Raw genomic sequence first — 23229 nt, 5'->3', positions numbered from 1 at the left:
GACTTCAGGAAAGTTTGTCTTTTTTCTTTCTTCTGGAGGATTCGAAAGTGGCGAAGGCATGTGCAAGAGCAAACCCCAACGCACAGTAGCGTAGAGGCCAATTTTCTTTGGTCCATGTTTCAGAGTCAGCAATAAACATCGCGTTGCCGTTGGCAAAAAGGGTAAATTGCCAGCAAAGGATTAAAAAACATATCGTAACCAGAACGACATAACCCTTGGAACCCAGAGGCGGTCTGAAGCCGTATTTCACGGCCAGACAGGCCGCGGCAGCGAGAGTAGAAAGAATATAATATAAAGTTGGTTCCATCACTGTTCCTGGCTGCCTTTATAAATGGAATTAAGGGTTGAGACATCTGCGCCACCTTCAAGCATCAAGCTGGTTCTTCCCATGTTTCTCCAACCGCGAATATAGTCTGTATTGATGTAGCGAAATAATCGCCAGGCTTCTGGTTTCAGCGACAGTTTTAGTAAACCATAGCCTGATAACAGTAAGTCTACGCCACCTAACGCCATGTCTGCTGCTGAATGGGAATAGCCTAGCGTTGAAGCCGCAGAACGGTACATCATTCGGCCTGGACCAATAGTATTCTTGCCAAATAACAGCGTATAACCGTTTTCGTAGACATTATTGATGCCATTGATTAAAAGTAACGTTCCTGGAATGGCTCCGACGCCAGTCCAATCCAAGCCCACGCCGAGTAAAATTTGTGCTATTCCCGAGAGGAAGCCAACGCCGGCTAACACGTAGGTCACTACGGCGTCATGACTGACTTTCTTTCTCATTACGGCATAAGGTGTCACGGCGTCAGTTCGCAATAAGCGCTCTTGCTCAGAAAGCGATTGATATTCTTGCTTCATTTCTCTCATTGCAACATTCGCCGCTTCACCTACTTGTTGGCATTTTTGCAATTTATCATTCACAAAGCAGTGCATCTCATGTCTGAAGGCATTACCGACTGTCCGATCTTTTAAAAAGTCCCTATTAACGCGCTCTGAGAGTTCTAAAAGCATACGTCCTTGTTGACGAGCCATCGTTTGCGAGTAGGTATTTAAACGTTCCTTTAGTAACAGTGGATTATCCATTTTTCTTTGTTCCTCCCTGGATTTCGACCGAAAAACAGCCACACCATAACGCAACGCCAGAAGCATGATCAACTTTTGCTGATTTTAAGAGGGAAGGCTTGAACGCGCTGAGGGTGCGAAGCGTGGCGCGTGGAGGCATCACGATGCGGAGTTGGGCAACCCTGATCCCTCGACTAAACTGGTCTGTTCACTGCGCTTGTTTTCGCACTTTCTTAAGTATATCGAGAAAATCAGGTATATTGTCCTTCGGTTTTTAGCTACCAAGAAAAAATTACTATGATTATCAAACCTAAAATTCGTGGTTTTATCTGCACCACCGCTCACCCGGCAGGCTGTGAAGCCAACGTCCGTGAGCAAATCGCCTACGTTAAGTCGCGCGGCGAACTGAAAAACGGGCCTAAAAAGGTGCTGGTCATTGGTGCATCCACCGGTTACGGTCTGGCCTCGCGCATCAATGCCGCTTTCGGCAGCGGTGCGGCCACCATCGGCGTATTTTTCGAGAAGCCTGGCAGCGAAGGCAAAACCGGTTCCGCCGGTTGGTACAACTCCGCCGGTTTCGACAAGGCAGCTAAAGAAGAAGGCCTGTACGCGAAAAGCATCAACGGTGACGCATTTTCCAACGAGTGCCGTCAGACCGTTATCGATCTGATCAAGAAAGACCTGGGTCAGGTTGACCTGGTGGTTTACTCGCTGGCTTCGCCGGTGCGTAAGATGCCGGAAACCGGCGAAGTGGTGCGTTCCGCACTGAAGCCGATCGGCGAGCCGTACAAATCCGTCGCGCTGGACACCAACAAAGACGTGCTGGTTGAGGCCGTGGTCGAGCCGGCCAACGAGCAAGAAATCGCCGACACCGTGAAGGTGATGGGCGGCCAGGACTGGCAGCTGTGGATGGACGCGCTGGACGAAGCGGGCGTGCTGGCGGATAACGCGCAGTCTGTCGCTTACTCCTACATCGGTACCGATCTGACCTGGCCAATCTATTGGCACGGTACGCTGGGCAAGGCGAAAGAAGATCTGGATCGCGCGGCGCACGCCATCAACCAGAAGCTGCAGGCCAAAGGCGGCGCGGCTTACGTTGCGGTGCTCAAGTCGGTGGTGACACAGGCTTCTTCCGCCATTCCGGTGATGCCGCTGTATATCTCCATCGTGTTCAAGATCATGAAGGAGCAGGGCATTCACGAAGGCTGCATCGAGCAGATCCAGCGTCTGTTCGCCACCAAGCTGTACAGCGGTGCGGCGCCGGATACCGACGAGAAACACCGTCTGCGCCTGGATGACTGGGAACTGCGTGACGAAGTGCAGGAAACCTGCCGTGAAATCTGGAAGCAGTTGAACGACAGCAACATCAACGAACTGACCGATTACCAGGGCTACAAGGCGGAATTCCTGCGCCTGTTCGGCTTCGGTCTGCAGGGCGTTGATTACGATGCCGATCTGAGCGGCGAAGCCAACTTCGATGTGATCGAACTGGTCTAAGCGCGTCGAGCGATCAAACAAGGTCGGGTTAGCCCGGCCTTTTTTATTGTCCGCGCGTTGGCGACCACCGCCTGACTCATCAGTCCACTTGATCATTGACAGCAATAAATTATCGTTTTACGATAATTTATTGCTGTTGATTAAGGGATAGAAAATTATGGGCGCTGCGCCAAGGATCCATCTGCCGCTGTATGTGCGTTGTCTGTGTTTGCTCATTATGGCGATGCTGATCGTCAGCACCGGCGTTGAGATGTTCATCATCGTGCGGGACTGGCTGCAGGGCGTAGCCTATCGCGATATCGTCGCCTCTTACCGGGAATATTACCCGGAGCTGCTCGCCTACGCGATCCCGCAGCAACGCTGGGCGCTGTTCGCCACGCTGGTTATCGACATGCTCGGTTATTTGCCCTATTACAGCGCGCTGCTGTGCGGCGCTGGGCTGTTTTATCAATTCTTCCGCGGCAACGTGTGGCATCGCAACAATATGGTGCTGTTGCAGATCATTGGCATCTTGCTGATCGTCGCTGTGTTGTTCCCGTCGTTAGCCGGTCTGCTGCAGGTGATGGTATTGACCGCCGATGAAAAAATGCTGTTTATCCTTTATTATGGCGTCAATAGCGAGTCGGTGCGCTCGCTGATCGTAGGCTGCGCAATCCTGGTATTTAGCCGGGTATTTCTGGAAGCGTTGCGGCTGAATGAAGAACAGCTTTCTTTCGTGTGAGAATAGAGTGGCAATAATCGTAAGTCTTGATGTCATGTTGGCCAAAAGGAAGATGCGTTCAAAGGAGCTGGCGGAGCAGGTGGGGATCACCGAGCAAAACCTGTCTCTGTTGAAAAACGGCAAGGTCAAGGGAGTCAGGCTGGAAACGCTGGACAAGATCTGCCGCATTCTCGACTGCCAGCCTGGCGATCTGCTGGCCTGGCAGCCGGACGGCGAAGAGTAAGATCCCAGCGCACTCGGAAGTGCGCTGAGCCTGCTGGCCCATTTCTGCGATTAGCGTTGTCTTATTGAACGATATTTGTTTGATTCAGGTTAATTAAAATAACGGGTGATTAACACTTGCGTATTCTTTTTGTCGCAGGCGATTGCATGCGGCGAAAGTTATTAAACTAAATAAACTCGTTTTTCATTTACCGTCACTACCAATAGCGTTATTTTAAGGGAAATAGTATGACATGGCGTAATTCTCTTCTGGCATTGTGTCTTGTATTAAACGGATGCAGTGCCATTCACCCCACTGTTTCATCCTCATCCTCCTCCACTCACTGGGGGAATTGGGGAACACCGCAGCCCGCAACGCGAGAACAGAAACAGCGCATTATCGCCGGCGAATCCGCCGCTGCCGTGCTGAATGAAGGCCGGGTCGGTATCGGCGCTACGCTGGACTGGTCGAAAATAGGGGGGCGCTAACCGCCGCTCTTTATTCGGCGGGGCGGCAGACGTTATCTCAAAGATATTGTGGAACGGTTTATTATTAATTCGCTACTCTGTTTTTCCGATGCGTTATTTATCTTTAAACGATGAATCTCTGCTTGTTGAATATATATCAACATACCCAGACATCCTTACAGGAGTTTTCAATGGCAAAGCGTATTGTCGCCATGTTGATAATGTCGTTGTTGAGTCTGCAAGCAAATGCGGCCCGTTACGATCGGCAATGCGAGGGAATTTCTCCCGTGCTGTTTCAGAAGAAATTGAAAGAGCTGGCGCATGGCCTGCGACAAGAGATGGCTGAGCCGACCCCGCCCACGGAGAATGAGGCCGAAACCTTGGCGCGTCTGGCGGAATGCGATGCCGAAAACGCGAAAGCGCCGGCGACGGGAGGGCAACATGCGCCCGATCCCGCGGAGCCTCAGGTGTCTTCACTCAACGGCTGTTGAACGGTTCTCTGCGTCGTTTTTCGCGGCGCGCCCCAGTCGGCTTATTCATGGAGCTTGTGTATTGAAACTACCTTCGTTAATCGCTGCGGCGCTGGCGCTGCTGGCCTCATTTTGCAGTCAGGCGTTCATCGATCGCCATTCCTCGCCCGGCGCCTCGACGGAAAGTCCCTCTGCGGCGGGGTGTCCGGCGCGGCTGGATGGCTTGTTGCAGCATATTTGGTTGGCTGAACAGATTCAGGCGGAGCGCATGCAGCTGGCGCGGCTGCGTGCGGAGCGGGAAGCGTTGGAAATCCGGTTGCAAACGCAGGAAGCGGCGAGACCTTCCGCGCAGGGGCATCAGAGCGCCCGAACGGCCTGTGAGCAGGGTGCCGATATCGTCCGCTGCCTGTCGCTGCGTCTGCGGCGGACGTCTCTGACGGGGCCGCATCGGCCGTTTGTCGGCGTTTATTGCCGCGCCTGGCTGAATGGCCGGCCGCTGAATTGCTAAAGATGAGAACAGGGATTTGTCAGGAGTTTATCGATGAAAAGGCTAGTGTTGGCCGGCGTGGCCCTGTGTTGCGCCTGCTTTGCGCAGGCGCGGGTGGATTTGGAATACCACGCGGCGCCGCCAAAGGACAATAAAGTCCCCGAGGAGTACCAGAAAAAACGCAGCGCGCTGCGCCACAAGGTGTGGAATGTCGACAGCCTGACGCAGGCCAATGAGCAGGCGATCGCGCGTGAGCAGCAGCGCGAGGCCGCAGAAGCCGCCAAGCGACAGCAGCGTCACCTGGAGCAACAGCAGAAAAAGCAGCGCTGCCTGCGGATACATTCGAAAGATCCTCACCGCGAGGCGAGGTGTTACATGTACAACTTCTAGCTTTCAACGTCCGGGCGCTTTCTGCGCCCGGCGTCGTTTATGCCGGGCGGCAATGCTCTTTCAGCATGGCGATCGCGTCCGGCTTCAGCTGATACAGATAGACCGGGCGGCCCGTCGCGCCGTACAGAATGCGGGTGCCGAGAATGCCACTTTCCGCCAGATAGATGAGGTACTTGCGGCAGGACACCCGCGAAATGCCGATGGCGTTGGCCAGGTTGTCGGTGGAGAATTCGCTGTCGTGCTGCTGTTCTATCCACTCGCAGACCGTGCTCAGGGTGATGCTGGTCAGGCCCTTCGGCAGCTTTTTGCTCTCCTGGCCGCCGGGCTGGCGGCGCAGCAGGCTGTCGACGTCAGCCTGCGAAAACTCGCGCTGCGCCAGCAGCTGCGACTGTTGTCGATAGTGGCTGAGCGCCTCTTTGAAGCGGCTGAACTGGAACGGCTTGATCAGGTAATCCACCACGCCGTAGTGCAGCGCCTTTTGCACTGTGTTCACATCGCTGGCGGAAGAGATGATGATCACATCGGTCTTCTCGCCGAGCTCGCGCAGGCCGGGCAGCAGATCCAGCCCGTTTTCCTGCTGCATGTAGATATCCAGCAGCACCAGATCGATGCTGACGCTGGCGTCGGCCAGCAGGGCGCGCGCCTGGCCCAGGGTGGCGACCGTCGCCTGGCAGTGAAAACCGCCGATCTGGCTCAGGTAGTATTTGTTCAGCTCCGCCACCATCGGGTCGTCGTCGACAATCAGTACGTTAATCATGGGTTTCGCTCTTGGCCTGATAGGGAAGGTGCACGAAAAATTGGGTCAGCTCGCCCGGTTCGGACTCGACATCGATGCCGCCGCCCAGTTTCTCCAGATGGCTGCGGATCAGCGCCAGGCCGATGCCGCGTCCCGTTCCCTTGGTGGAAAATCCGTGTTCAAAGATGTGCGCGGCGATCGCCGGATCGATGCCGGGGCCGTCGTCGCTGACGATACAGTGTAATTGATCGTCGTGGTGATGGAAGCTCAGGCCGATCTCGTGGCCTTCAACGCCGTCGATGGCGTCGATGGCGTTTTCGATCAGGTTGCCGAGCACGCTGATCAGCACGTGCGTGGTTTCCGCGTCGTCGGTTTCCGGCAGCAGGCTGGTTTCCTCGATGGTCAGTTCGATGCCGGCTTCGTGGGCGCGGCTGATCTTGCCAATGAAGAAGCCCGCCACTTCCGGCGAGTGGATCTTGCGCAGCAGCGCGCCGATCTCTTCCTGGTAGTTGCTGGCGGTATTGATGATGTAGTTTTCCAACTGCTGATAAGCCTTCATGTGCAGCATGCCGAGTATCACGTGCAGCTTGTTCATAAATTCGTGCGACTGCACCCGCAGGGCATCGGCGTAGTGCGCCATGCCGCTCAGGCGCTGCAGCAGCCGGCTGACCTCGGTCTTGTCGCGGAAGGTGGCGATGGCGCCGGTCACCTGGCCGTTGACGATCACCGGCACGGTATTGGTCAGCAGTTCGCTGCCGTTGAAGCTGATCTGTCGATCGCGCAGCGGTTTGCCGCTGGCCAGCACTTCCGCCAGATGCAGCTGTGCCGGCCAATGCTTGCTGGCGGCGTCCAGCAGCAGGTTTTCCACCGGGCCGCTCTGGCGCAGCAGGCGCTTGGCCTCGTCGTTGACGATGGTGATGCGGGAATCATTATCGACCGCGATCACGCCTTCTTTAATCGACTGCAGCATGGCGTTGCGCTGCTCGAACAGGGTGGAGATTTCGTAAGGCTCGAAACCCAGCATGATGCGTTTGAGCGCGGAGACCAGGAAAAAAGTGCCCAGGCTGCCGACCAGCGCGGCGAAGGCGATGGTCCAATAGATGATCCAGCGGCTTTCGGCCACCACCCGCTGCACGGTGTCCAGCGCGATGCCGAGCGCCACCACGCCGATTTGCCGCCGCTGCTCGTCATACACCGGCACGAACACCCGCAGCGCCGGGGCCAGCGTGCCGCGGTTGATGGCGCTGTTGACGTTGCCCTGCAGCGCCGGCGCCAGATCTTCGCCGATGAAATGTTTGCCGATCAGCCAGGGTTTGGGATGCGAATAGCGGATGCCCTGCATATCCACCACCACCACGAACAGCAGCTCGTTTTGATGGCGCACCTGCTCGGCGAAGCGCTGCACGGCGCCGCTTTGATCGCGTCGCTGCAGGCCGTCTATCACGGTGCTCGAGAGCGCCAGCGTGTTGGCGATAGCGATGGCTTTTTGCTGCAGCTGATCTTGCCCTTCGCGGCTCATCTGCACGAAAAACAGCGCGAACACCACCAGCAGCACCGAAGCGATGATGGCGGACACCATCAGCGTGATGGAGGTGCTCAGCTTGAGCGGCACCCGTTGTTTTGGCATGGCGGTTCTCCGAATGGCGATATCACGGCGTATTCTAGCGAGGAATGAGGCAAGCTGCAGTTACCGGCAGCAGGTTATAGCATGCTGCCGGGTCGCGAAGGGGTTATTTTAGTTACAAAAGCGGGTCACTGCTGGTGGTAGATCTCCAGCGCCTGTTGGCCGCTGGCGCCTTGATGGATGATCGCCATCAGGGCGCGCACCACCTGCGACGGATTGCTGTGTTGATACACGTTGCGGCCATAGACCATGCCGGACGCGCCCTGGGCCATCAGCGCCGCGGATTTCTCCAGCACCGGGCCCAGCTCCCCCTTGCCGCCGCCGCGCACCAGCGTCGGGCAGCGCGCCGCTTCCACCACGCGGTGGAAATCTTCCACCCGTTCGGTCGGGTCGGCCTTGATGATGTCGGCACCCAGTTCGCGCGCCAGCCGCACCAGCGGCACGATCTTTTCCACGTCGCCGAGCGACCCGTAGGCGGCGCCCTGGCCGGCCGGGGCCATCACCAGCGGTTCGATCATCAGCGGCATGGCGTAGCGATCGCAGGCGTGGCGCAGGCGGCCGATGTTCTCTACGCACTGGCGGAAAATGCCGGGTTCATCCGGGATCATATACAGATTGACCACCACCGCGGCGGCGTCCATTTGCAGCGCGGCGAGGATCGGCGCTTCCGGGTTGTGCAACACCGCCCACATCTCACGGTGGCGTGCTGCGTTATAGGCGTTGCCGACGTCGGTGCGCATCACCAGCGCCGGCTTTTCGCGCTGCGGCGCGCGCTGCAGCAGCTCCGCCTGGCCGTAGTTGACCTGAATGGCGTCGGGGCGCGCGGCGATCAGGTTGCCCATCACCCGTTCGATATCTTCCAGACCGATTAAGAAATCTGGTTCGTTGGCGATGCCGTGATCGATCGCCACATCCAGGCACTTGCCGTTATTGAACAGGCGGTTCATCCGCACCTTACTGCTGAGCTGCATGTCAGGTCCTCCTGAGATAGGGATATGTCCATTATTGCCGAGTAAGGATGGTCGGGAAACGCGGAAACCGCAAACTGCGCGCCCGCTCGCAGTTTTTGCCGACGCCCGGCGTGGCGCACGCGCGGGGCGCGTTACCCGATGGCTTTCACTGCATTTGTTAGATCCGTGTCATGTTTTTGTTAATAAGCCATTCCAAAACGCATGTTTCGCTTGTTTGGGTTAAAAAGTTTCAATAATCTCAATTATGAAATAAACATTTAAAAAAGCGGCGAAGACGCGGCTTGCTCTGCCAGGGGTTTATTTCAATTGATTGTTTTTAATCTGTTTTGAGATGTCGATCACCATTTTGTTCACGGCCTTAATACGGGGATAACGCGGTAATTTCGCCGTATCAAAGGGATAACACCGACCGTAATGTTGTTTGAATGTAAAAAATATCTTTCATTAGCTGTCAATCAACAGACCACTTCATTCTAACGATTAAAGGGTAACGAACATGAAGCTGAAGAAACTGATCGCCGCCTCCGTACTGATGTGCATGCTGCCGGCCAGCGTGTTGGCGAAAGACATCAAGATCGGCGTTTCCATGGCTTACTTCGATGACAACTTCCTCACTATTCTGCGCCAGTCGATGCAAAACAAAATGAAAGCTGACGGCAACGTCAGCGGCCAGTTCGAAGACGCCAAGGGCGACATCGCGCAGCAAATTCAACAAATCGAAAACTTCGTCAGCCAGGGCGTCGACGCCATCATCCTCAACCCGGTGGATACTCAGGGCGTCAAGCCGATGATCAAATTGGCCGAGAACGCCAAAATCCCGCTGGTGTTCGTCAACCGCAAGCCGGAAGTGACGCTCCCGGCCGGCATGGCCTACGTCGGCTCCGATTCCAAGCTGGCCGGCAAACTGCAGATGGAAGCGTTGGCCAAGCTGATGAACGGCAAGGGCAACGTGATGATCCTGATGGGGGAATTGTCGAATGAATCGACCCGCGACCGCACCCGCGGCGTGGAAGAGGTGGCGGCCAACTATCCCGGCATCAAGATTGTCGATAAGCAAACCGCCAAGTGGACGCGTAAAGATGCGGTGGATATCACCACTGGCTGGGTGCTGACCGGCCAGCAGATCGACGCCATCGCCTCCAACAACGATGAAATGGCCATCGGCGCCATCCTGGCGCTCAAGCAGGCTAAAAAGTCCGGCGTGCGGGTGGCCGGCGTGGATGGCACGCCCGATGCGCTGGAATTCATCAGAAAAGGCGATCTGGCGCTGAGCGTGTTCCAGGACGCCAAAGGCCAGGGCGAAGGCGCGGTGCAAACCGCCGTTCAGTTGGTGAAAGGCGAGAAGGTGGAGAGCAACGTGCTGATCCCTTATCAGTTGATCACCCAGGCCAATTACCAGCAATTCGCCGATAAAAACAAAAAATAAGCCTTGAAGCCTGCCGCAGGCGCTCCACCTGAGCGCCTGCGGCAGAAAACGTGGGTCAGTGCGGAGGTAAGCGGTATGTACCCTTATGTTCTTGAGGCCGAAGGCATCAGCAAGCAGTTCCCCGGCGTCAAAGCGCTGGATAAGGTCTCGATTAAAATCAAACCCGGCAGCGTGCATGCGCTGATGGGCGAAAACGGCGCGGGCAAGTCGACGCTGATGAAATGCCTGATCGGCATCTATCACCCGGATGAGGGCTCGATCAAAATCAAAGGCCGGCCGGTGACCTTCAGCGACACGCTGCAGGCGCTGCATTCGGGCATTTCCATGATTCACCAGGAGCTGAACCTGGTGCCCTACATGACGGTGGCGGAAAACATCTGGCTGGGGCGTGAGCCGGCGCGGCTGGGGTTCGTCAACCACGAACAGCTGAATGAACAAACCCGCGAGCTGCTGGCGCGGCTGAACATCAAACTGCGGCCGGAAACGCTGGTGGGCGAACTGAGCATCGCCAGCCAGCAGATGGTGGAGATCGCCAAGGCCGTATCCTACAACGCCGACGTGCTGATCATGGATGAGCCGACCTCGGCGCTGACCGAAGGTGAAGTGGTGCACCTGTTCGCCATCATTCGCGAGCTGCGCGAGCAGGGCAAGGGCATCATTTACATCAGCCACAAGATGGACGAAATCTTCGCCATCACCGACGAAGTGAGCATTTTCCGCGACGGCACCTTCATCGCCTGCGACAAAACCGAAAATCTGACCAAACAGTCGCTGATCACCATGATGGTGGGGCGTGAGCTGACGCAGATGTTCCCCAAATTCAACAACAACATCGGCGAGGAAGTGCTGCGGGTGGCCGGGTTGCGCCGCAGCGGCTGGTTCCACGACGTCTCGTTCAGCGTCAAACGCGGCGAGATCCTCGGCGTCGCCGGGCTGGTGGGCGCCGGACGCAGCGAAGTGATGGAAAGCCTGTTCGGCATGCACCCGGCGGACGGCGGCGAGATCTTTATCGAAGGCCAGGCGGTGAAGGTGGATTCCCCGGCGAAGGCGATCGAGAGCGGGCTGGCGTTTCTCACCGAAGATCGCAAGAAGTCCGGCCTGTTTCTGGTGCTGTCGGTGGTCGAAAACATGAGCATCGTCAACCTGTCGGAATACATCGGCAAGAACGGCTTCGTCAGCCATGTGCAGATGGCCAAAGACTGCATGGCGCAGATCAAGAAGCTCAACATCAAAACGCCGACCATGGATCAGATCATCAATAACCTCAGCGGCGGCAACCAGCAGAAGGTGCTGATCGCGCGCTGGCTGCTGGCGCAGCCGAAAATCCTGATCCTCGACGAACCGACGCGCGGCATCGACGTGGGAGCCAAAGCGGAAATCTACCGCCTGATCAGCGAGCTGGCCAACCGCGGCGTCGCCATCATTCTGGTGTCTTCGGAGCTGCCGGAGATCCTCGGCATGAGCGATCGGGTGATGGTGATGCACGGCGGCCGCATCACCGGCATTTTGGACAAAGACGACGCGGACCAGGAAAAGATCCTGGCGCTGGCCTCAGAATAACGAAGGGTGAACATCATGAGTAACGTAAAGATTGAGAAGCCGCTCTCCGCCGATTCAACGGGCAAGGGATCGCTGTTCTCCGGGCTGAGCGGCAAAATGCCGAAAGACACCGGTATTTTCATCGTGATGCTCGGCATTGCGCTGATCTTCGAAATCCTTGGCTGGTACATGCGCGATCAGTCGTTCCTGCTTAACCCGAACCGCCTTCTGCTGATCGTGCTGCAGGTGGCGATCATCGGCATCATCGCGGTGGGCGTCACCCAGGTCATCATCACCACCGGCATCGATCTCTCATCCGGTTCGCTGATTGCGTTGACCGCGGTGGTGGCGGCCAGCCTGGCGCAGACCTCGGACAGCATTTCGCCGATGTATCCGGGGCTGCTCGATCTGCCGGCGGCGATCCCGATCGGCGCGGGGATCGGGGTGGGCATCGTCTGCGGCTTTATCAACGGCTTCCTGATCACCCGCACCGGCATTCCGCCGTTCATCGCCACGCTGGGGATGATGGTATCGGCGCGCGGTCTGGCGCAGTACTACACCAAGGGTAACCCGGTCAGCTTCCTGTCGGATGGCTTCACGGCGATCGGCCAGGGCGCAATGCCGGTGATCATCTTCCTGGTGATCGCGGTGATCTTCCACATCGCGCTGAAGCACACCCGTTATGGCAAATACATCTACGCCATCGGCGGCAACATGACCTCGGCGCGGGTTTCCGGCATCAACGTCAATAAGTACCTGGTGACGGTTTACACCATCGCCGGCGGGTTGGCGGGGCTGGCGGGTGTGGTGCTGGCGGCGCGCGTCAGCAGCGGCCAGTCGAGCATGGGCATGTCCTATGAGCTGGACGCCATCGCCGCGGCGGTGATCGGCGGCAGCAGCCTGATGGGCGGCGTCGGGCGCATTACCGGCACGCTGATCGGCGCGGTGATCCTCGGCCTTATCAAAAGCGGCTTCACCTTTATCGGCGTCGATTCTTACATTCAGGACATCATCAAAGGCGTGATTATCGTCGCCGCCGTGTCGATCGACATGCGTCGCAACCGCAAAAAACACTGATTGCCGTGAATTGCCGCCGGCGCCAAGGTTGGCCGGCGGCGTTTTTTTACCCGGGGGGACACATCATGAACTTTCTGAAAGGGCTGTGGCTGGCGGCGGCGCTGTGCGCTTCCGCGCCGGCATGGGCGCAAACCATCGGCGTATCGATGGCCTATTTCGACCAGAACTTCCTCACCATTATCCGCCAGGCGATCGACAAGGAGGCCAAAGCGCGCGGCATTACCGTGCAGTTTGAGGACGCGCGCGGCGACGTCGGCCGCCAGACCGATCAGGTGCAGAGCTTTATCAGCGCCGGGGTGGACGCGATTATCGTCGATCCGGTCAACTCGGCCAGCACGCCGGTGATGACCAAAATGGTGCAGGCCGCCGGCGTGCCGCTGGTGTACGTGAACCGCACGCCGGGCGACGCCAGGCTGCCGCAGGGGGTGGTGTTCGTCGGCTCCGACGAGCGGGAGTCCGGCACGTTGCAGATGGAAGAACTGGCGCGGCTGGCTAACTATCAGGGCAATGTGGCGGTGATGATCGGCAACCTGACCGACGCCGGCGCGCTGCAGCGCACCAAAGACGTGGAGCAGGTGGTGGCCAAATACCCGAAGATGAAGGTGGTGCAGAAACAGAGCGCCAACTATTCACGCAGTGAAGGTATGGACCTGATGATGAACTGGCTGACCAACGGCGAAACGATCGACATCGTCGCCGCCAACAATGACGAGATGGCGATCGGCGCGATCATGGCGCTGCAGCAGGCCGGCAAAGCGGACAAGAACGTGCTGATCGGCGGCATCGACGCCACGCCCGACGGCCTCAAGGCGCTGGCCTCCGGCAAGATGCAGGTCACGGTGTTCCAGGATGCGGTCGGCCAGGGCAAGGCGTCGGTCGATGTGGCGCAGCGCATGATCAACGGCGAAAAGCTTGAGCCGTATTACTGGATCCCGTTCGAGTTGGTGACGCCGGCCAATCAGGAGAAATACGCGGCCAAACCGTGAGTTCGCCGTCGGATCCGCGTTGCCGGGGCGCTGCTTGCAGCGCCTTTTTCATTGCGCCAATTGCATGTCCGCTTGCGGCCAGCGCTGCGCCGGATGTTGCGTCACACTGAGGCTCTTTTACGGTGTGAGGATAAGAGATGAACGCATTGAACGGTAAGGTGGCGGTGATTGGCGGCGCCAGTTCGGGGATCGGGCGGGCGGCGGCGCTGTTGTTCGCCCGGCAGGGGGCGACGCTGGTGCTGGGCGCCCGGCGCGAGCGGCTACTGGCTGAACTGGTGGGGGACATTCGGCGCGAGGGCGGCCGGGCGTTGGCGGTAGCCGGTGACGTGCGCGATGAAGCCTTCGCCGAACGGTTGACGGCGACGGCCGTCGATGAATTCGGCGGGCTGGATATCGCCTTCAACAACGCCGGCACGTTGGGGCCGCTGGGGCCGTCGCTGGCGCTCAGCGCGTCAGAATGGCGCGACGTGCTGGAAACCAACCTGTCCAGCGCTTACTACAGCGCCAAATATCAAATCCCCGCCATGCAGGCGCGCGGCGCGGGCTCGGTGATCTTCACCTCCACGTTCGTCGGCCACACCGCGGCGTTTCCCGATACGGCGGCCTATGCGGCCAGCAAATCGGGGCTGATCGGCCTGACGCAGGCGCTGGCGGTGGAGTTTGGCGGACACGGCATTCGGGTGAACGCGCTGCTGCCGGGGGGCACCGACACGGCGATGGGGCGGCAGATGAGCAATACCCCGGAAGCATTGGCGCAGGTGGCCCAGCTGCACGCGCTGAAGCGGTTGGCGATGCCGGAGGAGATCGCGCAGGCGGCGCTGTATTTGGCGTCTGACGCTTCCTCGTTCGTCACCGGCACCGCAATGCTGGTGGACGGCGGCGTTTCCATCCAGCGCGGCTGAGGCTGTCATCGCCCGTGGCCAGGCGCCACGGGCCCTACGCGCGGCGTTACCAGCCTTTGACGGCGTCGCCCTTGTAGATTTCGGCGGCGCTGGCCGCCACTTCATCGGTCTGATAGGCCTTGACCAGATCCTTCACTTTCTCGCTGTCTTTGTTGTCGATGCGGCTGGCGAAGATGTTGACGTAAGGCGAGTTTTTGTCCTCGACAAACAGCCCGTCCTTCGCCGGCGACAGACCGATCTGGCTGGAATAGTTGGTGTTGATGATCGCCAGCGTCACCTGCTGGTCGTCCAGCGCGCGCGGCAGCTGCGGCGCTTCAATCTCGACGATTTTCAGCTTTTTCGGGTTGCTGACGATGTCCAGCGCGGTCGGCAGCAGGCCGACGCCGTCTTTCAGCGTAATCAGCCCCTGTTTTTGCAACAGCAGCAGCGAGCGGCCCAGGTTGGTCGGATCGTTCGGCACTGCCACCTGCGCGCCGTCCGGCAGTTGGCTGAGCGCGGTGATTTTCTTCGAATAGCCGGCGATCGGGTAGACGAAGGTGTTGCCTACTGCCGCCAGTTTGTAGCCGCGCTCCTGCATCTGTTTGTCCAGATACGGCTTGTGTTGGAAGGCGTTGACGTCCAGATCGCCGTTGTTCAGCGCTTCGTTCGGCAGCACGTAATCGTTGAAGGTCACCACCTCCACGTCCAGATCGTATTTCTGCTTGGCCACTTTCTGCACCACCGCCCACAGCGACTGATCGATGCCGGCGCTGATGCCGACCTTGATGTGGTGATCGTCCTGTGCGGTCGGGCCGCAGGCGGTCAGCAACAGCGTGCCGGCGGCGGCCAGCGCCAGCGTGAGGTTTTTCAGCGTAAATGTCATTTCCCCAGGGTCCTTGTCAACATTGCCTGCTAATTTAGGTGGGCAGAATAGTGGCAGTGACTGTAGGTAATCGCTGAGCTAAAACAAAATACTGATTCACTATGACTAATAGCGATTGGCTATGAGTAGCCGCCGCCCGGCGCGATGCGGATTGCTTTGACGGCGAATCGGCGGGCTTATTATGATAGCCGCTGGCCCGCGAGGGCAGACTGGGTACTGAAACGAAGGAAAAGACAATGCGATTGAACACTTGGAGCAAGGCGCTGCTGCCGCTGGTGGTGTTGGCCTGCGTCTCGGCGACTCAGGTTCGGGCGGCGGAGAGCGATACCGGGCCGATCCCTAAACAGCTGCTGGGCAACTGGCGCGTCAGCAAAATCGTGCCGACCCAAACCACCGGCTGCTGGGATCAGCAGCAGGCGCAGAGCCTGATCGGCGGCAAGATCAGCTATAAAGCGGATGCGTTCAGCTGGAACGGCACGGCGCTGAAAAGCGAGGGGGCTACCGTCAGCACCGTAGAGGCGCAGGAGTTTGTCGAGGACAACGCCGGCAGCAGTTCCTACATCGATTTCCCGATGCTGGGCATCAGCACGCCGTCGGTCGAGCGCGTGGCCATTCAGCATGCCGATATCGCTATCAAAGGCATCACCGATCAAGGCACCGAAGGGGTGCCCGGCGACAACGTGCTGGTGAAAGACGCCAACACGCTGATCCTGTCGTTGTGCAACGTCTGGTTTGAGGCGCAGCGCGAGAAGTAATTTCTGCCTTCAGCCCCGGCAACGGGGCTTTCCCACCGCATCACCTCCCGCCACGAGTGCCATTTCTGAACTAAAATTAACCATAACGATATGACCCCGGCGTGATATCGGAGCCTCGGCTCTACCGAGTCCATGACAGGAGGCGCTATGTGTTACCACCATATTGTCATCGCCACCGATCTGAGCGATGACGGCAAACGGCTGGTCGAAAAGGGGGCGCTGCTGGCGGAAGCGCTGAAGGCCAAACTCTCGCTGATCTATGTGGACGTTCATTACGACACCTACCACGCGGCGATCGGCTTTTCTGAGCGCAGCGACGACGGCGTGCCGTTCGAAGAGAAGATCCGCAAAGAGCTGGAACCCACCACGCAAAACGTCAATTACCCGATCGCGGAAGTGATTATCGGGCGCGGCGGCTTCGTTGACGAACTGCGCACGGCGATCGTGGATAAAGACATCGATCTGCTGGTGTTCGGCCATCACCACGATCTGTGGAGCAATCTGTTTTCTTCCACCCGCAACGCCATCAACCAGTTGAATATCGACGTGCTGGTGATCCCGATCCGTTCATAAGCGCGATCATGCCTCGTCCATTCACTCCGCGCTGCGGCGCGGAGTTTCTTTTGCAGCAAAAAATGCCTTGCTCGGTTGCATAATACATAAGTGAATACTAATGTGTTTGTATGAACGAAAATGACATCTTCAAGGCGTTGGCCGATCCGACCCGCCGCTGCATCTTCGACAAACTCGCCGCCGGCAGCATGAACGCCAGCGCGCTGCGCGAAGGGCTGACCATCAGCCAGTCGGCGATGTCGCAACACCTGGCGGTGCTGCGCAATGCCGGACTGGTGCGCGAGGCGAAACAGGGGCGCTTCGTCAATTACCAGGTCGACCCGGAGGGGCTGGCGCAGATCGCGCAGTGGCTGGCGAAGTACCGTGCTTACTGGCCGGCACGCATCGACGCGCTGCAAACCTTGCTGAAGGACATGGATCAATGAACAAACAGGCCGAGCCGCCGCCGCATGAACGGCTGGTGTTGGAATATTCGCTTGATGCGCCGCCGGAAAAAGTGTGGCGAGCGCTCAGCGTGCCCGAATTGCGCGAGCAGTGGCTGCCGACGGGAGATCTGGCGCAGGCAGAACCGTTGGCCGCCACGCCGGGCGAAGCGGTGAGCTATCGCCTGCGCGACGACCAACCGCCGTTTCTCGAAAGCGTCGTCACCCTGCAGATCGTGCCGGACGCCGGCGGCGGCAGCCTGCTGCGGATTATCCACCAGCTCGACGCCGCCAACGATGGCCCGACGACGGTAATGCGCGCCGCCTGACGCGTTAAACACCTTTCTCTTTGTTGCCAACCCAGGAGTTCACCGATGCGTGAGAAGATGATGCTCGTCCCGATGGTGGTGGAGCAGACCAGCCGGGGAGAACGTTCCTTTGACATTTACTCGCGCCTGCTGCGTGATCGGATCGTGTTCCTCAACGGCGAAGTCAACGATGACGTGGCCGAAATGCTGTGCGCCCAGCTGCTGTTTCTGGAAGCGGAAAACCCGGAAAAACCGGTCCACCTGTACATCAACTCGCCGGGCGGGGCGATCACCAGCGGGCTGGCGATTTACGACACCATGCAGTATATCCGTGCCCCGGTGCATACGCTGTGCATGGGCACCGCGCGCTCGATGGGGTCGTTCCTGCTGATGGCCGGTGAGCCGGGGCACCGCATGGCGCTGCCCAACGCCAGTCTGCATGTGCACCAACCGCTGGGCGGCTTTCAGGGGCAGGCGTCCGACATTCTGATCCAGGCAGAGGAAATGAAACGCACCAAAGACCGGGTGATCCGGCTGTATGCCCAACATTGTGGCCTGAGCGAAGAGGAAGTGGAGCGGGTGTTGGATCGCGATCGCTTTATGACCGCCGACGAAGCGGCGGACTGGGGATTGATCGATCGGGTATTGCGGGCGCGGTGAGTGTCGGCTCCGATAGCGGAATGAAGGGGGCAATATCACTCGATTATTGGTAGGTGAGCGCCGTTGAGGTGATCCAGCCACGCTGACCGGCACATTCGCCGGTAATGATGGAGATTTCTTTCCATTCCGCATTGCCGATGTCCATTGCAGCGCTTTTACCTGTCAATGCGACCTGTGTGCCGGCGATGAGCTGGCAAATATGTTTGGTGGGTTCCAACAAGTTACCCATATTGGGTTGAGCAATTAAAGGCATCGGCCGCTTCAGCACTAGCTGAGGCGCCTTTTCACCCGGTGTGTTAGTGATGGTGATATTTCCGCTATTACTACCAATCGTCGTATTCGCGCTGCCATTAACGAACTGACTGCGTGTTTCCGTTGAAGATGAAAAGGCAGAATAACCAGCGAAGAGGGTGCCGATAATGGTGGCTATGCCCGCGAGGATGGTGAGTTTATTTTGCAAGATATTTCTCCAGAGATATTTATTATATTGATGTTTGGTAAATATACCTTTCTCAATAAAATGGGTAAAGCGTAAATGAAAATATAATCCATCATATTTAAAAATGCATTTATGTTTAATTATTCACTTGGAATATAACTACAAATGCGTGTCATTCTAATTATTGTATTTGGTTGTTTCCTTATGTTAATAAACCAAGTTGGGAGAAATGTTTCATCTTTCTCACAATCATTCACGCGGGGATGTTTGTTTTTTCTTTATTTAACAGTAAAGTTAGCCATTTTTTGTCTCACTTTTGCACACTTCACGTTGCCTCTTTTTTTGAACCAGTAATGTCTTTTTTTCTTCATGGCTAATTGTTATGAATTTGTTATTGATCACAAATTAAGCAATTTCGTGTTGCCATTGCCTTGTCTATACAACTATATACTTAAGGGGAAAGTAATGTTCAATAATCATCTTAACTTTTCGTGGTTAACTTTTTCAGGTGTTTGATTTTACGACTTAATAATGTCTAAGCATTAATTCATTTTTAATTTGAATGAAATTGATGGGTTGAATGTCAATTTGCCGTATATCACGTGCTAATCGGGATTTTACGCTTCAAGGAGATAATCGAACATGAAACTTGGCGCATTTTTAATGCCGGCACATCCGCGTTATCGCTCGTTGCACGATGGGCATTACCACGATCTTGATACCTTGAGGTTTTTGGACAAAATCGGTTCTGATGAGGCTTGGATTGGCGAGCATTATACGATGCCGGCTGAACCGTGCCCTTCTCCAGATTTGCTCATCGCTCAAGCCATTTTGCAGACTGAGCGCATAAAATTGGCGCCGGGCGCCTTTATGCTGCCGTTTCATCATCCAGCCGAGTTGGCTCATCGCATTTGTTGGCTGGATCATATATCGAAGGGGCGATTAATGGTGGGAATTGGCGCCAGCGGTACCACGTTGGATCTCGACATGTTCGACATAGATCATAAGTCGGGTGTGCATCGGGAGATGACGGCAGAATCGATAGCGATCATGATGCGATTTTGGAATAGCGATGGGCCATTCGAATTTAAAGGTAAGTATTGGACAGCGCGTCGGCCGGCGGATCAGTGGGATAAAACCTCCGGTTATCACCTCAAGCCCTATCAATCACCCCATCCGCCAGTAGGCGTGACCGGCCTTTCACCTTCATCCTCGACGTTAAAGATTGCCGGTCGTAATGGCTGGATCCCTATCAGCTTTTGTTTTACGCCGCAGTATCTCCATACCCATTGGCAAGTTGTTGAAGAGGGCGCCGCATTGAATGGAAGGGTTCCTCCGGCCAGGGATACATGGCGTGTCAGTCGTCCTATTCTGATCGCCGACACAGATGCGCAAGCATGGCGGCTTGCTGTCGAAGGCGAAATGGGACGTTACTTTCGTGAGGATTACTTGCCGATGATCGCCGGCAACAAGGCGCTTGGTTTGTTCAAACATCACCCGGATGTACCCGACAGTGAAGTCACCGTCGAGTATTGCGCCAAGCATTGCTGGCTCCTTGGATCGCCGGAGACGGTACGTGAACGCATAGAAGAAATGCAATCGCTGTCTGGCGGATTCGGTGTGTTGCATGTCATGGGGTTCGATCATTTGGATGAATTGAAACCCGTACGTGAAAGCCATCGCGCATTGCAAGAGCTCGTCACGACGTATTTCGCCTGACCCAGACCGAATATCGGCACCGTGCGGTCATTCATGGAGAGAAAGATGCAACGTCAAAAAGCAACTCAGCCCCCCAATCGGACACGTCGATTTGCCGTTTTGGTGATCGACATGCAATACGACTTTCTGGATGAAGATGGTCCTGTTCCTTGCGAAGGAGGGCGGGAGATTATCGCGTCGCTTCAAGTTTTGTTGAGCTTTGCGCGCGGTGCGGGCATCCCGGTGATCTATACCCAGGAAAGTCACCGCGTCAACCGTGTGGACTTCGGCCGGGAGCTTGACTACGGCGAGACACTTCATTGCCTCGAAGGGAGTCGTGGCGTTGAGATCATCGCAGACTTATCTCCACAGGTTGGCGATCAGGTATTAATCAAACGCCGTTACAGTGCGTTCTTCGCCACCGACCTGGATCTTCTGCTGCGTGGGATGGGAGTAGATACCGTCGTTCTGACCGGTGTTGCCACGGATGTTTGTGTTCGTGCGACTGCTCAGGACGCCATGCAATTAGATTATCGCGTCATAGTGCCGCGCGAGTGCGTCGCGGGGACGCGTCAAGTGCGACATGAGGCGGCGCTTGAGAACATCGGTTATGTATTTGGCAGTATTCAGAGTTTGACTGAGGTTATGAATCTCTTGCGGGTGGGATTGGAGGAAACATGAACGCAACGCTGTCGATAAAACCGCTGGAAGAGCGATTCAGAAACGTCTTGCAAATCTTGGTTGAAAAACGGCTTAGCTTGAGCCGGGAACAGACCCGAGATCTGGTCCAGGCCATGCTGGGACAGCAATTGGATGATATGCAGATCGGCGCGTTGCTCGTCGCTATGGCACAAAAGGGCGAGTCCGCTGATGAGATCGCCGGTGCGGTTGACGCAATAGCGGCACGTTGCCGGCCATTGGTAAGCGGTTTGCCGCTTACGTTGAATATCGGTGGTACTGGAGGAGACCGGAGCGGGACCTTCAATATTTCCACCACGGCAGCCTTGGTTGTGGCCGCAGCTGGCGTGCCAGTGATCAAGCATGGCAATAGTCGCGTGACCAGCGTCAGCGGCAGCAGCGACATGATGTCGGCGTTGGGCATTGATGTTTCGCGCAAGGGTGATGAAGCGTGGCTGCGGCGATCGTTGGCAACGAGCAACTTCGCGTTTCTCTCTACTTCGTCTTGGTATGCGTTTCCTGAACGGCTGACTGCTGTACGGCGCGCTTTGGGTGTTCGTAGCCTGTTTAATCTGAGTGGGCCGTTGGTTCATCCCGCTAACGTGACGCACCAACTGATAGGCGTTGCGCATGCTTCGCTTTTGTATCCCATGGCTGAGGCGCTGGTGAGGTTGGGCAAGGTGACGGCTTTTATCGTACATGGTGCCGGAGATTTGGATGAAGTCAGTTGCCTGGGAGAAACCCAGGTCCTGTGTGTAAGTGATGGCTGTATAGGTCGGTTTTCCGTGCAGCCGGATGATTTTGAGGTCCCTGCCTGTGAATTACGGGCGCTGCGAGGGGGGTCTGCGGAGCGTAACGCGAAAATCTGCCTGGCAGTGCTTAACGGCGAGCGGGGGACCTATCGCAACGCGACTATAGTGAGCGCCGCGACGGCGCTGGTGTTGGCCGGCAAGACGCGCTCCTTTGGCGAGGCGGCGAAACTCGTGCGGCAAGTATTGGATAACGGGCGGGCGTATCAGGTTCTTAAACGATTCAAGGAGACGATGAATGAGAACGAGAGTGAAAGTCTGCGGCATCACGCACCTTGAGGATGCTCTGGCGGCATTAAACGCGGGGGCCAATGCATTGGGGTTCATTTTTTCACAAAGTCCACGTCAGGTTTCGCCCGACGAAGCCCGTTCGATCATTGAACGATTGCCGCCTTTTACTCAGGTGGTCGGTGTGTTTGTCAATGAACCCAGGGAATGGGTGAAAAACATTATATGTTATTGCGGCCTGGCAGCGATTCAGCTTCAGGGTGACGAAACGAATGAGTATTGCCAGGCATTTGATGTCCCGGTCATTAAAAGTTTCCATCTCGAAAGCACTTTGGCTCTGGACAGGATAAACGACTATCAGGTTAGTGCATACCTATTGGACACACAGGTCGAGGGGCTGAGCGGCGGTTCTGGAAAGCCATTCGATTGGAGTTTGTTGAAAAACAAAACATTTGCGCGGCCGGTAATTGTTGCGGGTGGACTGCATGCCGGCAATGTCAGCCATCTGATTCAGCATTGTTTCCCCACGGCCATTGATGTCTGTTCTGGCGTCTCTCGGTCCGCGCGCCGTAAGGACCCTGTGCGACTCCAAACCTTTTTTGACGCTGTCGCCTATGCCGATCGCCTTCGCGTGCAGGCGCCGGCTGAGAGTGGGCAAGAGGACATCCTCAAGGCGTCTTTTGATCGGCAGCCTTTGGTGGAGATTCAGGGGCGGCGGTTTTTGTTGAATGCTCTGACGGAACAGATCCCGGCAACCCCGGCTGAACTCTTGCGTGAAGCAGCCAGGCGAGTCTGCGATGCGGCGCAATTTCCGCCGGGAACCAAGCTGGTGGGGGAGGAAGACAAAGGAGGCGGTTTATTGGCTGCCGTTTCGCTGCTTTCAGGCCTGTCATACGGCATTGCCCGCTGGTACCCATCCGGTCTTGAAGGACAGGTTCAGGTTGATTTCGATTGCGAATATACCGGCGGCAGCCTCTTTTTGAACGGCGTGGAGCCCGGCGATAACGTTTATATCGTGGACGATCTCATCAGCACTGGCGGAACATTGGTGGGGTTGGTTTGTGCAGTGCGGAAAGCAGGGGCTGATGTATCAGGCATCTTATGTGTGGTGGAAAAACGCAATTATGGTGGAGCCAGGCGCGTGTTCGAGGCGACGGGGATCTCGGTGCAATCGCTTATTGAAGTGGATGTGAGCGGCGAGCATTCGGTCGTTGTCGGCGTTAATTATTAAATAAAAAGG

The 23229-nt window shown here is 56.7% G+C and carries 27 protein-coding genes; 20 read left to right on the top strand and 7 right to left on the bottom strand.

Translation table 11 applies throughout. The features are described 5' to 3' along the window. Positions 1-4 precede the first annotated feature (4 nt). Both J0X03_RS14145 and J0X03_RS14140 read right to left on the bottom strand, forming a co-directional pair. Positions 5-307 carry a hypothetical protein gene (locus J0X03_RS14145; protein ID WP_016928136.1) on the bottom strand — a complete coding sequence of 101 codons (303 nt, stop codon included), beginning with the start codon at positions 305-307 and terminating at the stop codon, positions 5-7. Continuing rightward, positions 307-1083, bottom strand: a complete 777-nt coding sequence (locus J0X03_RS14140) for a DUF4225 domain-containing protein (RefSeq protein WP_157993238.1) — start codon at positions 1081-1083, stop codon at positions 307-309. The genes J0X03_RS14145 and J0X03_RS14140 overlap by 1 nt, the downstream gene beginning before the upstream one ends. A gap of 276 nt (positions 1084-1359) precedes the next feature. Between J0X03_RS14140 and fabV the strand changes: the two genes are divergently transcribed. The 6 genes from fabV to J0X03_RS14110 all read left to right on the top strand — a co-directional run bounded on the left by fabV (position 1360) and on the right by J0X03_RS14110 (position 5296). Continuing rightward, positions 1360-2559, top strand: coding sequence for an enoyl-ACP reductase FabV (gene fabV, locus J0X03_RS14135; RefSeq protein ID WP_033642722.1), 1200 nt, complete (start codon positions 1360-1362; stop codon positions 2557-2559). A gap of 157 nt (positions 2560-2716) precedes the next feature. Next, positions 2717-3280, top strand: coding sequence for a DUF2975 domain-containing protein (locus J0X03_RS14130; RefSeq protein WP_069100045.1), 564 nt, complete (start codon positions 2717-2719; stop codon positions 3278-3280). A gap of 7 nt (positions 3281-3287) precedes the next feature. Further along, on the top strand, positions 3288-3503 hold the full coding sequence (locus tag J0X03_RS14125; RefSeq protein ID WP_025302459.1) for a helix-turn-helix domain-containing protein: 216 nt from the start codon (positions 3288-3290) through the stop codon (positions 3501-3503). A 637-nt stretch (positions 3504-4140) separates the two neighbouring features. Continuing rightward, the gene (locus tag J0X03_RS14120) at positions 4141-4440 is read left to right on the top strand and encodes a hypothetical protein (protein ID WP_033642724.1); all 300 of its coding nucleotides are present in this window, start codon (positions 4141-4143) and stop codon (positions 4438-4440) included. A 61-nt stretch (positions 4441-4501) separates the two neighbouring features. Further along, positions 4502-4927, top strand: coding sequence for a hypothetical protein (locus J0X03_RS14115; protein ID WP_160204182.1), 426 nt, complete (start codon positions 4502-4504; stop codon positions 4925-4927). 33 nt (positions 4928-4960) lie between these two features. Continuing rightward, positions 4961-5296 carry a hypothetical protein gene (locus J0X03_RS14110; protein ID WP_160204183.1) on the top strand — a complete coding sequence of 112 codons (336 nt, stop codon included), beginning with the start codon at positions 4961-4963 and terminating at the stop codon, positions 5294-5296. A 37-nt stretch (positions 5297-5333) separates the two neighbouring features. Here J0X03_RS14110 and dcuR read toward each other — a convergent pair whose 3' ends face one another. The 3 genes from dcuR to J0X03_RS14095 all read right to left on the bottom strand — a co-directional run bounded on the left by dcuR (position 5334) and on the right by J0X03_RS14095 (position 8627). Next, positions 5334-6053 carry a two-component system response regulator DcuR gene (gene dcuR / locus J0X03_RS14105; protein WP_033642727.1) on the bottom strand — a complete coding sequence of 240 codons (720 nt, stop codon included), beginning with the start codon at positions 6051-6053 and terminating at the stop codon, positions 5334-5336. Continuing rightward, a complete protein-coding gene (locus J0X03_RS14100; protein ID WP_033642728.1) occupies positions 6046-7659 on the bottom strand; it encodes a sensor histidine kinase in 1614 nt (537 codons plus the stop codon). Before J0X03_RS14100 ends, dcuR begins: the two co-directional genes overlap by 8 nt. Before the next feature lie 125 nt (positions 7660-7784). Next, positions 7785-8627: a class I fructose-bisphosphate aldolase gene (locus J0X03_RS14095; protein WP_033642729.1), complete on the bottom strand. Its 843-nt coding sequence runs from the start codon at positions 8625-8627 to the stop codon at positions 7785-7787. A 496-nt stretch (positions 8628-9123) separates the two neighbouring features. Here J0X03_RS14095 and J0X03_RS14090 point away from each other — a divergent pair, with 496 nt between their 5' ends. The 5 genes from J0X03_RS14090 (at position 9124) to J0X03_RS14070 (ending at position 14557) form a co-directional block, all read left to right on the top strand. Next, complete coding sequence (locus J0X03_RS14090; protein WP_160204184.1) at positions 9124-10053, top strand: sugar ABC transporter substrate-binding protein; 930 nt, start codon at positions 9124-9126, stop codon at positions 10051-10053. Between the two features lie 75 nt (positions 10054-10128). Next, positions 10129-11613 carry a sugar ABC transporter ATP-binding protein gene (locus J0X03_RS14085; protein WP_033642731.1) on the top strand — a complete coding sequence of 495 codons (1485 nt, stop codon included), beginning with the start codon at positions 10129-10131 and terminating at the stop codon, positions 11611-11613. Between the two features lie 15 nt (positions 11614-11628). After that, positions 11629-12669, top strand: a complete 1041-nt coding sequence (locus J0X03_RS14080; protein ID WP_033652114.1) for an ABC transporter permease — start codon at positions 11629-11631, stop codon at positions 12667-12669. Between the two features lie 65 nt (positions 12670-12734). Next, complete coding sequence (locus J0X03_RS14075; RefSeq protein ID WP_033642732.1) at positions 12735-13655, top strand: sugar ABC transporter substrate-binding protein; 921 nt, start codon at positions 12735-12737, stop codon at positions 13653-13655. A 137-nt stretch (positions 13656-13792) separates the two neighbouring features. Beyond that, the gene (locus tag J0X03_RS14070) at positions 13793-14557 is read left to right on the top strand and encodes an SDR family oxidoreductase (RefSeq protein WP_160204185.1); all 765 of its coding nucleotides are present in this window, start codon (positions 13793-13795) and stop codon (positions 14555-14557) included. Positions 14558-14603: 46 nt separating this feature from the next. Here J0X03_RS14070 and metQ read toward each other — a convergent pair whose 3' ends face one another. Next, positions 14604-15419 carry a methionine ABC transporter substrate-binding lipoprotein MetQ gene (metQ, locus tag J0X03_RS14065; RefSeq protein WP_015377546.1) on the bottom strand — a complete coding sequence of 272 codons (816 nt, stop codon included), beginning with the start codon at positions 15417-15419 and terminating at the stop codon, positions 14604-14606. 236 nt (positions 15420-15655) lie between these two features. On the opposite strand from metQ, the gene J0X03_RS14060 reads away from it, so the two are divergent. From J0X03_RS14060 to J0X03_RS14040, 5 genes are all read left to right on the top strand, one after another. Then, positions 15656-16174, top strand: a complete 519-nt coding sequence (locus J0X03_RS14060; RefSeq protein WP_033642734.1) for a hypothetical protein — start codon at positions 15656-15658, stop codon at positions 16172-16174. Positions 16175-16321: 147 nt separating this feature from the next. Then, positions 16322-16747, top strand: a complete 426-nt coding sequence (locus J0X03_RS14055) for a universal stress protein (protein ID WP_033642735.1) — start codon at positions 16322-16324, stop codon at positions 16745-16747. A gap of 110 nt (positions 16748-16857) precedes the next feature. Continuing rightward, complete coding sequence (locus J0X03_RS14050) at positions 16858-17172, top strand: ArsR/SmtB family transcription factor (protein ID WP_033642736.1); 315 nt, start codon at positions 16858-16860, stop codon at positions 17170-17172. Beyond that, complete coding sequence (locus J0X03_RS14045) at positions 17169-17498, top strand: SRPBCC family protein (RefSeq protein WP_033652026.1); 330 nt, start codon at positions 17169-17171, stop codon at positions 17496-17498. The genes J0X03_RS14050 and J0X03_RS14045 overlap by 4 nt, the downstream gene beginning before the upstream one ends. A 45-nt stretch (positions 17499-17543) precedes the next feature. Further along, the gene (locus tag J0X03_RS14040; protein ID WP_160204186.1) at positions 17544-18137 is read left to right on the top strand and encodes an ATP-dependent Clp protease proteolytic subunit; all 594 of its coding nucleotides are present in this window, start codon (positions 17544-17546) and stop codon (positions 18135-18137) included. Positions 18138-18180: 43 nt separating this feature from the next. Here J0X03_RS14040 and J0X03_RS14035 read toward each other — a convergent pair whose 3' ends face one another. Further along, a complete protein-coding gene (locus J0X03_RS14035) occupies positions 18181-18597 on the bottom strand; it encodes a hypothetical protein (RefSeq protein WP_046686881.1) in 417 nt (138 codons plus the stop codon). A gap of 621 nt (positions 18598-19218) precedes the next feature. On the opposite strand from J0X03_RS14035, the gene J0X03_RS14030 reads away from it, so the two are divergent. The 4 genes from J0X03_RS14030 to trpF are packed head-to-tail and all read left to right on the top strand — an operon-like array spanning position 19219 to position 23220. Continuing rightward, on the top strand, positions 19219-20295 hold the full coding sequence (locus tag J0X03_RS14030) for an LLM class flavin-dependent oxidoreductase (protein WP_160204187.1): 1077 nt from the start codon (positions 19219-19221) through the stop codon (positions 20293-20295). Positions 20296-20340: 45 nt separating this feature from the next. After that, complete coding sequence (locus J0X03_RS14025) at positions 20341-20955, top strand: cysteine hydrolase family protein (protein ID WP_046686883.1); 615 nt, start codon at positions 20341-20343, stop codon at positions 20953-20955. Next, positions 20952-22040: an anthranilate phosphoribosyltransferase gene (gene trpD, locus J0X03_RS14020; protein ID WP_083223794.1), complete on the top strand. Its 1089-nt coding sequence runs from the start codon at positions 20952-20954 to the stop codon at positions 22038-22040. The genes J0X03_RS14025 and trpD overlap by 4 nt, the downstream gene beginning before the upstream one ends. Next, entirely contained in the window at positions 22000-23220 is a 1221-nt protein-coding gene (trpF, locus tag J0X03_RS14015; RefSeq protein WP_129993158.1) for a phosphoribosylanthranilate isomerase, read from the top strand. Before trpD ends, trpF begins: the two co-directional genes overlap by 41 nt. The last annotated feature ends 9 nt before the right edge of the window (positions 23221-23229 follow it).

This window comes from Serratia ureilytica (genome assembly GCF_017309605.1).
Classification (GTDB): Bacteria; Pseudomonadota; Gammaproteobacteria; order Enterobacterales; family Enterobacteriaceae; genus Serratia; species Serratia ureilytica.
Note: the sequence above shows the minus strand (reverse complement) of the source record. Positions and strands in the feature narration are given on the sequence as shown.

Coding starts and splice junctions, on each gene's coding strand:
- J0X03_RS14145 (WP_016928136.1), bottom strand. CDS start 307: ATGGAACCAACTTTATATTATATTCTTTCTACTCTCGCTGCCGCGGCC.
- J0X03_RS14140 (WP_157993238.1), bottom strand. CDS start 1,083: ATGGATAATCCACTGTTACTAAAGGAACGTTTAAATACCTACTCGCAA.
- fabV (WP_033642722.1), top strand. CDS start 1,360: ATGATTATCAAACCTAAAATTCGTGGTTTTATCTGCACCACCGCTCAC.
- J0X03_RS14130 (WP_069100045.1), top strand. CDS start 2,717: ATGGGCGCTGCGCCAAGGATCCATCTGCCGCTGTATGTGCGTTGTCTG.
- J0X03_RS14120 (WP_033642724.1), top strand. CDS start 4,141: ATGGCAAAGCGTATTGTCGCCATGTTGATAATGTCGTTGTTGAGTCTG.
- J0X03_RS14110 (WP_160204183.1), top strand. CDS start 4,961: ATGAAAAGGCTAGTGTTGGCCGGCGTGGCCCTGTGTTGCGCCTGCTTT.
- dcuR (WP_033642727.1), bottom strand. CDS start 6,053: ATGATTAACGTACTGATTGTCGACGACGACCCGATGGTGGCGGAGCTG.
- J0X03_RS14100 (WP_033642728.1), bottom strand. CDS start 7,659: ATGCCAAAACAACGGGTGCCGCTCAAGCTGAGCACCTCCATCACGCTG.
- J0X03_RS14095 (WP_033642729.1), bottom strand. CDS start 8,627: ATGCAGCTCAGCAGTAAGGTGCGGATGAACCGCCTGTTCAATAACGGC.
- J0X03_RS14090 (WP_160204184.1), top strand. CDS start 9,124: ATGAAGCTGAAGAAACTGATCGCCGCCTCCGTACTGATGTGCATGCTG.
- J0X03_RS14085 (WP_033642731.1), top strand. CDS start 10,129: ATGTACCCTTATGTTCTTGAGGCCGAAGGCATCAGCAAGCAGTTCCCC.
- J0X03_RS14080 (WP_033652114.1), top strand. CDS start 11,629: ATGAGTAACGTAAAGATTGAGAAGCCGCTCTCCGCCGATTCAACGGGC.
- J0X03_RS14075 (WP_033642732.1), top strand. CDS start 12,735: ATGAACTTTCTGAAAGGGCTGTGGCTGGCGGCGGCGCTGTGCGCTTCC.
- J0X03_RS14070 (WP_160204185.1), top strand. CDS start 13,793: ATGAACGCATTGAACGGTAAGGTGGCGGTGATTGGCGGCGCCAGTTCG.
- metQ (WP_015377546.1), bottom strand. CDS start 15,419: ATGACATTTACGCTGAAAAACCTCACGCTGGCGCTGGCCGCCGCCGGC.
- J0X03_RS14060 (WP_033642734.1), top strand. CDS start 15,656: ATGCGATTGAACACTTGGAGCAAGGCGCTGCTGCCGCTGGTGGTGTTG.
- J0X03_RS14055 (WP_033642735.1), top strand. CDS start 16,322: ATGTGTTACCACCATATTGTCATCGCCACCGATCTGAGCGATGACGGC.
- J0X03_RS14050 (WP_033642736.1), top strand. CDS start 16,858: ATGAACGAAAATGACATCTTCAAGGCGTTGGCCGATCCGACCCGCCGC.
- J0X03_RS14045 (WP_033652026.1), top strand. CDS start 17,169: ATGAACAAACAGGCCGAGCCGCCGCCGCATGAACGGCTGGTGTTGGAA.
- J0X03_RS14040 (WP_160204186.1), top strand. CDS start 17,544: ATGCGTGAGAAGATGATGCTCGTCCCGATGGTGGTGGAGCAGACCAGC.
- J0X03_RS14030 (WP_160204187.1), top strand. CDS start 19,219: ATGAAACTTGGCGCATTTTTAATGCCGGCACATCCGCGTTATCGCTCG.
- J0X03_RS14025 (WP_046686883.1), top strand. CDS start 20,341: ATGCAACGTCAAAAAGCAACTCAGCCCCCCAATCGGACACGTCGATTT.
- trpD (WP_083223794.1), top strand. CDS start 20,952: ATGAACGCAACGCTGTCGATAAAACCGCTGGAAGAGCGATTCAGAAAC.
- trpF (WP_129993158.1), top strand. CDS start 22,000: ATGAGAACGAGAGTGAAAGTCTGCGGCATCACGCACCTTGAGGATGCT.